At 66.5% G+C, this 11,984-nt stretch carries 14 protein-coding genes and 1 tRNA gene; 9 read left to right on the top strand and 6 right to left on the bottom strand.

The window, feature by feature from the left end; all coding sequences use genetic code 11:
* Positions 1–27: 27 nt before the first annotated feature.
* Together FBY30_RS12645 and FBY30_RS12650 are read right to left on the bottom strand one after the other, a co-directional pair.
* Positions 28–300 carry an FmdB family zinc ribbon protein gene (locus tag FBY30_RS12645; protein ID WP_142133164.1) on the bottom strand — a complete coding sequence of 91 codons (273 nt, stop codon included), beginning with the start codon at positions 298–300 and terminating at the stop codon, positions 28–30.
* Positions 301–411: 111 nt separating this feature from the next.
* Complete coding sequence (locus FBY30_RS12650; RefSeq protein ID WP_142133165.1) at positions 412–1,032, bottom strand: 5-formyltetrahydrofolate cyclo-ligase; 621 nt, start codon at positions 1,030–1,032, stop codon at positions 412–414.
* Between the two features lie 103 nt (positions 1,033–1,135).
* On the opposite strand from FBY30_RS12650, the gene galU reads away from it, so the two are divergent.
* From galU to FBY30_RS12680, 6 genes are all read left to right on the top strand, one after another.
* Positions 1,136–2,041: a UTP--glucose-1-phosphate uridylyltransferase GalU gene (gene galU / locus FBY30_RS12655; RefSeq protein WP_142133166.1), complete on the top strand. Its 906-nt coding sequence runs from the start codon at positions 1,136–1,138 to the stop codon at positions 2,039–2,041.
* Positions 2,042–2,045: 4 nt separating this feature from the next.
* Entirely contained in the window at positions 2,046–2,666 is a 621-nt protein-coding gene (locus tag FBY30_RS12660; RefSeq protein WP_142133167.1) for a GNAT family N-acetyltransferase, read from the top strand.
* An 81-nt stretch (positions 2,667–2,747) separates the two neighbouring features.
* Positions 2,748–3,692 carry a hypothetical protein gene (locus FBY30_RS12665; protein ID WP_200830683.1) on the top strand — a complete coding sequence of 315 codons (945 nt, stop codon included), beginning with the start codon at positions 2,748–2,750 and terminating at the stop codon, positions 3,690–3,692.
* Positions 3,693–3,823: 131 nt separating this feature from the next.
* Positions 3,824–3,896, top strand: a tRNA-Ala gene (locus tag FBY30_RS12670).
* Positions 3,897–4,020: 124 nt separating this feature from the next.
* Positions 4,021–4,173, top strand: coding sequence for an LPXTG cell wall anchor domain-containing protein (locus FBY30_RS12675; protein WP_142133168.1), 153 nt, complete (start codon positions 4,021–4,023; stop codon positions 4,171–4,173).
* 100 nt (positions 4,174–4,273) lie between these two features.
* Complete coding sequence (locus tag FBY30_RS12680; RefSeq protein ID WP_142133169.1) at positions 4,274–5,029, top strand: Pr6Pr family membrane protein; 756 nt, start codon at positions 4,274–4,276, stop codon at positions 5,027–5,029.
* Here FBY30_RS12680 and corA read toward each other — a convergent pair.
* Both corA and FBY30_RS12690 read right to left on the bottom strand, forming a co-directional pair.
* Positions 5,007–6,002, bottom strand: coding sequence for a magnesium/cobalt transporter CorA (corA, locus tag FBY30_RS12685; RefSeq protein ID WP_142133170.1), 996 nt, complete (start codon positions 6,000–6,002; stop codon positions 5,007–5,009). The two genes, FBY30_RS12680 and corA, sit on opposite strands and share 23 nt — an antisense overlap.
* On the bottom strand, positions 6,003–6,497 hold the full coding sequence (locus FBY30_RS12690; protein ID WP_200830684.1) for an Lrp/AsnC family transcriptional regulator: 495 nt from the start codon (positions 6,495–6,497) through the stop codon (positions 6,003–6,005). It abuts the gene before it with no gap.
* A 170-nt stretch (positions 6,498–6,667) separates the two neighbouring features.
* On the opposite strand from FBY30_RS12690, the gene FBY30_RS12695 reads away from it, so the two are divergent.
* Positions 6,668–7,912, top strand: a complete 1,245-nt coding sequence (locus tag FBY30_RS12695; RefSeq protein ID WP_142133172.1) for an MFS transporter — start codon at positions 6,668–6,670, stop codon at positions 7,910–7,912.
* Between the two features lie 19 nt (positions 7,913–7,931).
* On the opposite strand, the gene FBY30_RS12700 is transcribed toward FBY30_RS12695, so the two are convergent.
* Both FBY30_RS12700 and FBY30_RS12705 read right to left on the bottom strand, forming a co-directional pair.
* Positions 7,932–8,435: an Lrp/AsnC family transcriptional regulator gene (locus FBY30_RS12700; RefSeq protein WP_142133173.1), complete on the bottom strand. Its 504-nt coding sequence runs from the start codon at positions 8,433–8,435 to the stop codon at positions 7,932–7,934.
* A 142-nt stretch (positions 8,436–8,577) separates the two neighbouring features.
* Positions 8,578–9,816, bottom strand: a complete 1,239-nt coding sequence (locus FBY30_RS12705) for an MFS transporter (RefSeq protein WP_142133174.1) — start codon at positions 9,814–9,816, stop codon at positions 8,578–8,580.
* Between the two features lie 101 nt (positions 9,817–9,917).
* Here FBY30_RS12705 and FBY30_RS12710 point away from each other — a divergent pair, with 101 nt between their 5' ends.
* Positions 9,918–10,892 carry a LysR family transcriptional regulator gene (locus FBY30_RS12710; RefSeq protein WP_142133175.1) on the top strand — a complete coding sequence of 325 codons (975 nt, stop codon included), beginning with the start codon at positions 9,918–9,920 and terminating at the stop codon, positions 10,890–10,892.
* Between the two features lie 95 nt (positions 10,893–10,987).
* Entirely contained in the window at positions 10,988–11,968 is a 981-nt protein-coding gene (locus tag FBY30_RS12715) for a BadF/BadG/BcrA/BcrD ATPase family protein (protein WP_142133176.1), read from the top strand.
* The last annotated feature ends 16 nt before the right edge of the window (positions 11,969–11,984 follow it).

The raw sequence follows: 11,984 nt of genomic DNA on the forward strand, positions 1-11,984 counted from the left end.
GGCGTCGTACTTAAGACTTCTGCCTGCCTAGCTGGCTGCTGCAGCCGGCGCCGAAGCGGCGGGGGCAGCAGCGGGCGCAGCGGGGGTCGCGGCAGGCGCGGGGGAAACCGAGCTGCCCTTGGAATCCCGCGAGTCGGTGCGGTAGAAACCGGAGCCCTTGAAGACGACACCCACGCTGTTGAACTTCTTGCGCAACGTACCCTGGCACTCAGGGCAGGACGTCAGGCTGCTGTCCGAGAACGACTGGACAATGTCGAAGGCGTGGCCGCAATCCTTGCAGGCGTAAGCATATGTTGGCACTGGTGCTCCTCCTCTTGGGCAAACGAGAGGTCCCGTGCTGCCACCTGGTAAACCATTAGCAGTCGCAGGGCCTGAGTGCTAATTCTATCACTGCCCCCGGTTGGCCCGGGGTCAGGCGCCGCCATTGAGCGGCTGGTACCCGGACGGCGCAAGGACCGCCGGCACCGGCCGGTCGAACTCCTCCGCAGGAATCCGCCCCGCAGGCAGCAATTCATCGTCGTAGATAACAGCGGCCAGCGGAATTTCCTTCCCGGCCGTGGCAAGATGCCCCAGGAACTTGTCGTAGTACCCGCCGCCCTGGCCGATCCTGTTGCCGGCACGGTCCACCGCGGTGGCCGGGATGAAAAGGACTGCCGCTTCGCCTGCCGTTTCAGGCCCGTGCCGGGGTCCGGCGGGCTCAAGGATTGGCGCATACCTACTGCGTTCAAAGCCTGTTTCGGGCGTCCAAAACACCCAGCTCAACTCCCTGCCGGGTTCGCACACCGGAAGCAGCACCTTGTGCCCGCTGCTGTGCAGGGCACTAATGAGCGGCAGGGTGGGCGGTTCCTGGCCCACCCCCAGGTACACGCACGCAATGCCGGGCTGGCCGCCGGTAACTGTCCCGGCCCAGGCATCGCCGTGCACAGCCAGGGCGCTGCCCGCCGCTTCCAGTTGCGCCGGGGTCAGCCCGGCGCGCCGGCGCCGGTGGGCGGCCCGGATATCGTCCTTGACCGCGTTCGTCTCCTGCAGCATGGTGTCCTTCCTGCGTTGCCGGTACTCCACGGCTTCTGGCCGGATGCCAGCCTGCCGCGCCGATGGTTACTGAAATGCTTGACGCTGACGTTAGATTAGTCCGGTGAACACCAGTAACCCCAGAGTCCGCAAAGCTGTCATTCCCGCCGCGGGCCTTGGCACCAGGTTCCTGCCCGCCACCAAGGCGATGCCTAAGGAAATGCTTCCCGTCGTGGATAAGCCTGCCATCCAGTATGTGGTGGAGGAAGCCGTCCATGTAGGCCTCAACGACGTTCTGATGATTACCGGCCGCAACAAACGCGCCCTGGAAGACCACTTCGACAGGGTGCCCTCCCTTGAATCGACGCTGGAGGACAAGGGAGACACAGAAAAGCTTGCATCCATCCAGGCGGCCAGCCAACTGGGCGACATCCACTACGTCCGGCAGGGCGACCCCCACGGGCTTGGTCATGCGGTACTCCGGGCAAAGCAGCACGTGGGCAATGAAGCCTTCGCCGTCCTTCTGGGGGATGACCTGATAGATGCCCGCGACGAACTGCTCAGCACCATGATCGAGGTTCAGGCGAAGACGGGAGGGTCCGTCGTCGCCCTTATAGAGGTGGAACCCTCGCAGATCAGTGCCTACGGCTGCGCCGACATTCAAGAGATTGACGGCGAAGACTATGTCCGCGTCAACCGGCTGGTGGAGAAGCCCACACCGGAGGAAGCCCCGTCCAACCTTGCGCTGATCGGGCGCTACGTCCTGCACCCGGCAGTGTTCGAAGTCCTCGAGCACACCAAACCGGGACGGGGCGGTGAAATCCAGCTGACGGATGCCCTCCAGGAACTCGCTTCAGGTGATGCCGAGGGGCACGGCGTCTACGGAGTGGTATTCCGCGGCCGCCGCTACGACACCGGAGACAAACTGAGCTACCTCAAGGCCTGCGTCCAGCTGGCCGTCGACAGCGAAGACCTGGGTCCGGGCCTGCGGGAATGGCTGCCCGGCTTCGCCGCCGGCCTTTCCCGGTAACCCCATGCGCACAGGTCCCATTTGGCCGGTCACCCTTGAATGCGGCGACCTGGTCCTGCGGCCCATCCGGTACCGCGACAAGAAAGAGTGGACCGAGGTACGGTCCCGCAACAGCGAGTGGCTGGCGCCGTGGGAGGCGTCCAACCCGGACCCGGCAGGTGGCCTCCCGGACTACCGGCACATGGTCCGCTCTCTCAATATCCAGGCTGCCCAGGCCACTGCACTGCCTTTCCTCATCACCGAATGGCAGCCGGGACTTCGGAACCCCGCCATCGTGGGACAGCTGACAGTGTCCTCCATCGTCTGGGGTTCGGCCATGATGGCCACCCTGGGTTACTGGGTGGACCGGGACAGGGCAGGACGGGGGATAGCGCCCACCTCCGTGGCGCTGGTCACCGACCACTGCTTCAGGGCACTCGGCCTGCACCGGATGGAAATCAATATCCGGCCCGAGAACGGACCAAGCCTGCGCGTGGTGGAGAAACTGGGGTTCCGGGACGAGGGGTACCGTCCCCGTTTCCTGCACATCAACGGCAAGTGGGCAGACCACCGCTCTTTCGCCCTCACCGCGGAAGAAGTACCGGAAGGCCTGCTGGGTCCCTGGCTGGCGTCGCGCCGGTCATAAACTTAGTGGTTTGCCCACAGGGGCACGACACACCCTTGGTAATGCGGCCTGAGCAGGCATGATGCTCATACGGTTTTGAGTGTGGACTTCCCCCTTAGCAGCTCAGTAATCCTTGTGGTTGCCGTCGCGCTCTGGATTGTATGGGTTGCCCCTTACGTCCTCCGGAACCGCCGGCACCAATTCCAGCCCGTCGGCGACTTCCTGGCAGACGCCCCCGCCGATGAAAGGCCGGACCCGCACCCCGGCCTGGTCCTGAACGTCGCCGCCCAGCAGGAGAAAGCCATGGAACCCAGGAAGAGTGCCGCACCCGCTGCAGGCACTGCAAGCACCCCACCCCCGGCCAGGTTCCGCGTCCGCTACGGCCGCACTGCCCTGGCCCTTGTGGGACTGCTGTCCCTGGTCACTGCCTTCACCTCGGGCGTGCTGCTTCCGTTCGGCGTCGGTTCGCCGGCCCTTCCCCTCACCTGCACCCTGTTGACGGTCGCGTCGGTGGCACTGCTGCGCTGGCTCGCTGTCCGCGACCGCAAGGCGAAGGTGAACGCCGCCTTCCGCGCTGCCATGAGCGCCCCGGCACGCCGCCCGGAAGACGCCGTCGTCATACCTGCCAAGCCCGAGGCTGATCCCGTGCTGCCGGAAAGCACGCTCTTCGACGCCGAAGCAGGCCAGGCGAAGGTCAAGCCGCTGACGGCCGTGGAGCTGCGTGAAGCGGCCCTCGCCGTCGCTGTGGCTGCAGGTGACACCAGCGCAGCGGCTCCATCCGTCATTCCTGTGGGCACTCCCTGGGAGCCGGTGGAGGTTCCCAAGCCTGTATACGTGGAGGCAGCCAAGGCTGAGCGCCCCGAGCCGGAGCCGCTGGAACTTCCGGAGGCGCCCAAAGCAGTCGGTAAGCCGTCCCTGAAGAAGGGTGCTGCCGGGGCATCGGCAGCAGAAGCCGGCGAAGCGGAACAGTTGAGCGCCCAGCAGTTGTCCAAGGCACAGAGCGCGCTGAGCAACCTCGACGACGTCCTCCAGCGCCGCCGCGCGTAAGGCCACGCGGGGGAGCCCCGCATTCCAGGCAGGTGTCCGCACGTCAATTGGCATTAGGGATGGAAAATTTGTAGCCTAGGGACACCGGTTTTGCACCAGCCTGGAACACCTTGCAGGCGGCAGCCAGTTCCGGGGCTATAGCTCAGTTGGTAGAGCGCTTCGTTCGCATCGAAGAGGTCAGGAGTTCGAATCTCCTTAGCTCCACATCAAAGCCCGCTGGAAACAGCGGGCTTTTTTCATTACCCCCTTGCCCGATGCTCCCAAGCCGGTCCGCGAAACGCTGGGCAATGCCCGTCCCATTCCTACAGCTCAGGCCTAGAGTGGGCCCATGGGAATCATCATCGGCCTTCTGGTCATCTGGCTCATCCTGTCCATCATCGGCTTCGTCGTGAAGGGCCTGATCTGGCTCGCCATCATCGGCCTGGTCCTCTTCGTTGCCACCGGCGTCTGGGGTTGGCTGAAACGCAGGACCAACGCCTGACAATCACCGCCTGCCGGACCGTTATTGGGGCCGGTAGGCGGCGGTCATCAACCGCCCAAGGACTCTGGTCTTTTCGTACCGGCGGCGCCACGCTGACTCCATGAGCCTTGCAGCGAAGCCGGGCGGCCTGACGCCGCTGGTTCCTCCGATCCGGTGTAACCCTGCCGCCAACCACGCCCTGCACCCGGACCATCCGTGGATTCGCGTCATCCGGGCCCTGACAGGCCTGATCGTTCTCACCGCAGTGGTCCAGAAGACCGTGGATGCCACCCTGCCCGGCAACGATGTGGACATCCCTCAGCTCTATTCGGAATTCACCGTGCAGGGGAACCTCGTTTTTGGTCTTGTCCTGATCATTTCCGGCGTACGGCGGCGGGGCGTGTTGCCGCCTTGGTGGGACCACTTCTTCGGGGGACTGGTCCTGTATTTGGTCATGACCGGGATCATCTACGTGGTGCTCGTGGCTCCGCCGGGAGAACCCTGGTGGACCCTGGACCTGTATTGGCCACAGCTTGTCCACCACCGCCTGGCCCCGCTGGTGGCCGCCCTTGACTGGGTCTTGGTGACCCGTACGGTCCGCGGCCCCTGGTGGCGGCCCGTTGCGTGGCTGGGCTACCCCGTAGTGTTTCTGGCCTTCTCGTGGATCCGGGGCGGGCTGGACGGATGGTACGTCTATGACTTCCTTGATCCCACCCTCGACGGCGGCTGGCCCAAGGTGCTGGTGGCCACCGGACAGGTCCTGGCCGCCTTCCTGGCGGTATCGGTCCTGGTGCATGCCGCGGGCAATGCGCGTGCGGCGCTGGCAGCCGGAAAGACTGCGGGGTCCAGGATCCCTAGATCCAGCCCTTCTTTTTGAAGATCCCGTACATGAGGGCCCCGGCGGCAACCATGAGGACCAGCGCGTAGGGATAGCCGAAGGCCCAGTGGAGCTCGGGCATGTTGTCGAAGTTCATCCCGTAGATCCCGGCGACGAAGGAGGGCGCGAACAGGATGGCCGCCCAGGAGGAGATCTTCTTCACCTGCTCGTTCTGCTCGGCGCTGGCCTCATTCTGCCGGTTCGCGGTGAGGGTTCCGTCCAGGGTCAGGGCGTTCTGCAGCAGGTCCCGGAAGGAGTCCGCCCGGGAAATCACCCGCTCAACGTGGTCCTCCACATCGCGCAGGCTGTGCCGCAGGTCGCCTTCAACCTGGTACTTTTCGAAGCCCCGCTTGAGCTGGTCCAGCATCTCCGGCAGCGGATGAATGGCCCGCTGGAACTGGATGACCTCGCGCGCCAGTTCGTAGATCCGGCGGGACACGGAGGAGTCGCCGCTGAACAGCTGGTCCTCAATCTCGTCGATGTCGTTTTCCAGCCCTGCCACCACCGGGGCGTAGTCGTCCACCACCCGGTCCAGCAGGGCGTATAACACCGCCTCCGGGCCGTGCTGGAGGAGATCCGGCCGTGACTCCAGCCGCCGCCGTACCGTGGCCACGCCCGCTGTTTCGGCATGCCGAACGGTCACCACGAAATTCTTGCCAGTGAAGACGTGAAGTTCGCCGAACTCCACGGTCTCGTCCTCGTCCAGGTACCTGGCCGGCCGCAGGACCGTGAAGAGGTTGTCATCGTAACGCTCCAGCTTGGGCCGTTGGTGGGCCGAAACGGCGTCCTCCACCGCAAGGGCATGGAGCCCGAATTCGGCGGCCACGGCAGCCATCTCCTCAACGGTGGGCCGGTAAAGCCCGATCCAGGCCATGCCGCCGTGCCGGGCCAGGGTCTCAAAAGTCTGCTCCAGGCTTTCAGGCTCTGCGTGGCGGACGCCGTTGACGTAGACGGCGTTATCGATGATGGTCATTCAGGAAATCCTAGCGGCCGAAGCTGCGCCGGTGCTGAGGCCACTAATGAGGGGCTCCGTCCGGTAGGGGATATGAGTGTGCAAGGCGAGCACGGTTTCCGTCCGGATCACGCCTTTGATCCTCAGGACCTGCCGCAGGGACGCTTGAAGGTTGTGGGTGTCCGTGGCAACCACCCGGCACCAGACATCGCCGCGGCCGGAGATTTCGTGGACCTCCAGGACCTGCGGAATGAGCCTCAGCGCCGCCACGACCCCATCGAGCTCGCGGTGGGAAACCTCGATGGTCACGAACGCCACCACGTCATAGCCCACCGCCTCCAGGTCGACTTCACGCCCGCCCGGGCGCAGCACCCCGGCGCGCAGCAGCCGGCGCACCCGCGACTGTGCGGTGTTCCGGGCAATCCCCAGGGACTCACTAAGCTCGCCGATCTGGATCCGGGGATCCCTGATGAGGGCCAGGAGGATCTTCAGGTCGGTGGAGTCCAACTTGTTCAAAACCGTCACTCTCCATCACGTTGAAAGCCGGAAGTTGATGATTCTGGTCAATTATCCACATGGAAACGGATGCATTACGCAACACTGCCGCATTCTTGGAGCATCACAGTTGTATCCGCGCGCCGGCTCCCACAAGGACCACCTGCCGCGGCGATCCCTAAGGCGGCACATTGACGGTCTTCAGCGAACTGCGCATGCGTCCGGCAGCAGCAGCGCCCAGTGGATGGAATGCCTCCACCACGGCGCGGCTGGTGATATCCGGCGCGGCCATCTTCCTGCTCCTGGTGGGTGCCAACCTTGCCACGCCGCTGTACCCGCTGCTGCAGGCCAACCTGGGACTCTCCAGTCTTGAGGTGACGGCAGCTTTCGCCAGCTACGTCCTGGCACTGGTGGGCACCCTGCTGCTGGCAGGCCACTGGTCCGACCATATCGGCCGGCGAGCTGCCCTCCTGGTTGCTGTGCTGACCGGGCTGGCGGGCGGCTGGATCTTTGCGGAGGCCGCAACTTTGGCCGAACTCTGTGCCGGGCGTGCACTGCAGGGGATGGCTGTTGCGCTTGCCACCGGGGCAAGCGCCGCTGCCCTCCGTGAGCTGCTTCCGTCCCGCCCGGAGTGGGCATCGCGTTTTACCCTGCTGGCCTCATCCGGGGGAGTAGCCGCAGGCCCTGTCATCGGCGGGCTGCTGTCGCTGCTTCCCGGCCCCACAACGGCTCCATACGTCGTCCACTCGCTGCTGCTCGCCGGGCTCCTGGTCCCGCTGTACCTGGTCCGTGCCCGCCCGGCCATTATGGTCCCCGCGGTGTCCCGCCCGATGCACGCCCTTGCACCGCGCCGGCCGTCCGTTTCACGCCAGGCGAGGGGCGCTTTTTGGCTGGCCTCCGGCGTCGGCTTCCTGAGCTTTGCCGTGTTTGGCTTCTCCCTGTCCCTGGCGCCGGGCTACTTTGCGCAGGTCCTGGATACGGACTCCCGGCCGCTGATCGGCGTGCTCGCCGGACTGCCCCTGGCTGTGTCAGCCCTGAGCCAGCTGGTCACCGTGCGCGGCCGCCTGACCCTCCCCGCGGGCCTGGCCGTCCTTGGCGTCTCCGTCATGCTGTTGGGGGCCGCGGGCGCATGGCACAGCCCCCTGTTGCTGGTGGCGGCCGCTATTGCAGCGGGGCTTGGGCAGGGCTTGGCGTTCCGGATCGTCTTCAACGACGTTGCGGACAGGGTGGAGCCGGCCCGCCATGCCCAAATCATCAGCACCGTCTACGTCATCACCTACCTGGGGAGCGCGGTGCCGGTCCTGGGCCTTGGCTGGGCAAGCGCCGCGTTCGGCATGGCCCCGGCAGTCCAGGGCTTCGTCCTGCTGTGCGGCGCAGCGGCCCTTGGCCTGTCAGCGTGGACATTCGCCGCCGTCGTCATCCGGCGGGGAAAGTGACGTCCGCGGATAAACAGCGCTAGTCCGGAAGGGGACCGTGGTTGCCCTGGATGTGTTCGAACACGAGCGTCGTCTCGGTGTGCCCCACCACGGGATCGGTGGCGAGGTTGTCCAGGACCCAGTCCCGCAGGTCTTCGGTGCTCCCGACGGCGATGTGCAGCAGGTAGTCCACTGAACCTGAGGTGTGGAAGGTGGAGAGAACGGCCGGCAGGTGCGGGACGCGTGCGGTGAACCGGTCGATCTGGTCCCGGTCGTGGGCGCGGAGCCGCACGGCCACCAGCGCCTGCACGGACCTGCCGATCGCCGACAGGTTCAGCTTCGCCTCATAGCCCTGCACGATGCCGCGTTCCGACAGCGCGCGGGTGCGCATCAGGGCTGTGGACGGGGCGATCCCCACCAGTTCGGCGAGCTGTTTGTTGGAAATCCTGGCATCGGAAACGAGGGCTTCCAGGAGCCGTTCGTCGATGGCGTCCAACGGCTCAAGGTGGGGCCCGGGCCTGGTGTTCCTGGGATTCGTGCTCACTGCGGTTCCTTCCACGCGGTCTTCCGTTCATCCTAGACCGCAGAATCGCCGCCATCCGCGCAGCAGGGGCGCGCCCTGCCGAATAACCACACCACGCTGGCGGCTGCTAAAGCCGCTTAATTCATTGGCGCCGAGGCGGACGTCAGGCAGGGACAGCTTCGGCCCGGGGATGGACGACGGCGACAGTTGCGGCAGTGAGGCAGGCCAACGCCATAAGGGCTCCCGCCAGGGCGCCCCAGCCCCAGGCCTGGAAGACCAGGCCGCCGGCCCACCCCAGAAGGCTGGAGCCCAGGTAGTAGGCCAGGTTGTACAGCGAGGCCGCCTGCGCCCGGCCGGTACTGGCGATGGCACCGGTCCACCCGGATCCGATGCTGTGGGCGGCGAAGAAGCCACCAGTGAACACCACCAGCCCGGTCAGGATCAGCACCAAGGACGGGGTGAGGGTCAGGGCGAGGCCGCCGACGGCAAGCGCAAGTCCCGCGAGCAGGACATTCCGGCGGCCGAACCTGGTGGTCAGGCCCGCCGCCCAGCGGGAGGAGACAGTACCGGACAGGTAGGCCAGGAAGATCAGGCTGATCACGGTGGCGGGGAGCCCGAACGGCGTAGCGGAGAGCCTGAAGCCCAAGTAGTTGTAAACGGCCACGAAGCCGCCCATCATCAGGAACGCCTGCGCGTAGATGGCCAGCAGCCTGGCATTCCGCAGATGGGCGGCGAGCGTTTGGATGGCGCTCCGGAGGCCTGTGGCCCGGGCCGGAACGAATCCACGGGCACGGGGCACCAGGACAAGGAATACGACGGCGGCAACAGTCGCCAGCAGGGACACGGCCAAGGCCGCCGACCGCCAGCCCCACAGTTCGCCGACCGGCCCCGCCACCAGCCGGCCGGACAGTCCGCCAAGGGTGGTGCCGGCAACGTAGCTTCCTGCTGCCAGGGCAGCATGGGCTTTGCTGACCTCCTCGTTGAGGTAGGCGATCGCGATGGCGGGGATGCCGCCCAAGGCCATTCCTTCCAGCAGCCGCAGCACAAGCAGCATGGTGAAGTTCGCGGACAACGGCACCAGCAGGCCCAGGACGGTGGCCGCGGTGATGCCCCACATCATGGCCTTCACCCGGCCAATACGGTCTGCCAGGAAGGACCAGGGGATCACCGTGGCGGCCAGCCCCATGGTGGCCAGGGAGATGGTGAGGGCGGCCTCCGCCGCAGTGATGTCCAGGTCGGCCGCCATGAGGGGCAGCACCGCCTGGGTTGAGTAAAGCTGCGCGAAAGTGGCCACACCGGCGCACGCCAAGCCGGCGAGGATCCGGCCGTAGTCCCGCGATCCCTTGGGGTGGCCACTCCAAACGGGGGAAGGGCCGGTGCCGGCTGGTGCGTTCTGTGGCATCCCGTCAGCGTAGTCCTCCGCTGATGGATGCTTCCAATGCATGTTTCCTGTCAGACTGATATCAAAATCGGATTGCTTACAGGCCTGCGGAAAGAGGAGCCATGGAACCGGACCGGAAACAACTGGCGCAGCTGTTGCCGCTCCTGCCGGTACTTGCCGAGCTGGGCCGCACCGAGCACGTGACGGAGACAGCCGAACTGCTCGGAGTACCCCAGTCAACGGTGAGCAGGGCGCTGGCCCGGGCCAGCGCCGCCGTCGGCACCGAACTCCTGGTCCGGGACGGGCGAGGAGTCCGCCTGACTCCCGCCGCCCGGACGCTGCTGCCCTACATCGAGCACGCGCTCGCGGAGTTCCAGGCCGGGCTGGACCTGGTCCGGAACGAATCCGAGGTGGTGAGAGGGACGGTGTCCGTGTCCTTCCAGCACACCTTCGGCGAAGCCACACTGCCCCTGCTGATCAGCGCCTTCCGCGCCCGGCACCCCGGGACCGCCTTCAGGCTCAGCCAGGGTGCCCGGAGCAGCTGCCTGGAGGAGCTTGCCTCCGGCGAAGCCGACCTTGCCCTCACCGCGCCCGTGGCCCCGCCCGGCAAGAACCTCGATTCGGCGCCACTGTACCGGGAGCCGCTACGGCTGGTGGTGCATCATGGCCACCCACTGGCGCGGCAGCGGAAGGCGGCCATGGCCGATATCCGGACCGAGCCGTTCGTTGCCCTGGGGCCCGGGTACGGGCTGCGCTCATTGACCGACGCCCTGTTCCGCGAGGCCGGCTGCCGCCCGCGGATTGCCTTTGAAAGCCAAGATTCCCACACGGTCCGGGGACTGGTCTCGGCAGGCCTTGGCGTCAGCATCCTGCCGCCGGGAGGTGACGCTCCCGGCCGGATATTGCGCCCCGAAACGGGTGACCTGGGGTGGGTGGAAGTGGCGCTCGATTCCCCACTCGCCTTCCGCGACGTCGGCGTGAGCTGGCGGCGCCGGAAGCCTGAAAGCGAACCTGCTCCGGCCAGGCTCTTCCGCGAACTAGTGGTGACCCAGGGGCCGGGCCTGCTGGCGGGGCTGGTCACCAAGGCGGGCCGCTGACCAAGTACGGCGTCCGACGACGGATGGCGGCGGCCAGGGGCCAGGCGTGGCTGCGTGCCGCACCGGCAAGCCGTCCCCGCAAGTACCCTTGTGACGTGACGAACACCCAGAACCCATTCGCCCATCCCGTCGAACCCGCTGCAGAATCCCCGAGCGAGCAGGGGCAGGGCAACCCGCATCCTGTAAATCCGCTTCGGGGCGTCACCATCGGCCTGGACATCGGCGGTACCAAGACGCACGGCGTCCGCTTTGAGGACGGCCACCCTGTGGCGGACGATTCGGCAGGCAGTTCCAACGTCCAGAACGTCTCCCGGGACCAGGCGGCCCGCAACCTGGCGGAGCTTTTTGGCCGGATCGGCGGAGGGCACGTGGACCGGGTTTACGCCGGGTCCGGCGGAATCGATACCGACGAGGACGCCGCGGCCCTGGCTGCCCTGATCCAGCCGCTGGTCCCGGAAGCACTCATCACCGTTGTCCATGATTCCCGCCTGCTGCTGGCCGCCGGCCGCGCCGGCACGGGCGTAGCCGTCATCGCCGGAACCGGCTCGGCCGCCTGGGGGCGCAATGCCGACGGCGGCGAGGCCCGGGCAGGCGGCTGGGGTTACCTGCTGGGGGACGAAGGCAGCGGTTATTGGCTGGGGCGGGAAGCTGTTCGGCACAGCCTCCGCAGGATGAACCAGGGCCTGCCGATTGACCAGCTCACCGCCGCCCTTTTGCGGTCCTGCGGGCTGGACCACCCCAACAAGCTCATCGCGCTGTTCCACTCCCCGGACACCGGCCGCCGCTTCTGGGCCCAGCAGGCCAGGCACGTGGTGGAAGCGGCAGCTGCCGGGCACCAGGACAGTGCAGTCCTGCTGGACCAAGCCGGGCGGGACCTTGCTGCCCTGGCGGGACAGGTGCTGGGCCAGCTGAAAATTGACGGGCCCGTGATTCTGGGCGGCGGGCTTGGGATGAACGTTGCGCCCCTGCAGGAGTCTTTCCGCCGGAACCTTGCCGCAGCCGGAATCATGGATGTGCGCGTCCTGGGCCAGGAACCGGTGTTCGGTGTCCTGCAGCTCCTGGCGGAGCCCGCCTGACCCTTTAGGCAGGACT

The organism is Arthrobacter sp. SLBN-83 (assembly GCF_006715285.1).
GTDB lineage: Bacteria > Actinomycetota > Actinomycetes > Actinomycetales > Micrococcaceae > Arthrobacter.

Excerpts from the sequence above, each read along its gene's own strand:
- FBY30_RS12650 (WP_142133165.1), bottom strand. The coding sequence starts at position 1,032 with ATGCTGCAGGAGACGAACGCGGTCAAGGACGATATCCGGGCCGCCCAC.
- FBY30_RS12660 (WP_142133167.1), top strand. The coding sequence starts at position 2,046 with ATGCGCACAGGTCCCATTTGGCCGGTCACCCTTGAATGCGGCGACCTG.
- FBY30_RS12675 (WP_142133168.1), top strand. The coding sequence starts at position 4,021 with ATGGGAATCATCATCGGCCTTCTGGTCATCTGGCTCATCCTGTCCATC.
- FBY30_RS12680 (WP_142133169.1), top strand. The coding sequence starts at position 4,274 with ATGAGCCTTGCAGCGAAGCCGGGCGGCCTGACGCCGCTGGTTCCTCCG.
- corA (WP_142133170.1), bottom strand. The coding sequence starts at position 6,002 with ATGACCATCATCGATAACGCCGTCTACGTCAACGGCGTCCGCCACGCA.
- FBY30_RS12705 (WP_142133174.1), bottom strand. The coding sequence starts at position 9,816 with ATGCCACAGAACGCACCAGCCGGCACCGGCCCTTCCCCCGTTTGGAGT.
- FBY30_RS12710 (WP_142133175.1), top strand. The coding sequence starts at position 9,918 with ATGGAACCGGACCGGAAACAACTGGCGCAGCTGTTGCCGCTCCTGCCG.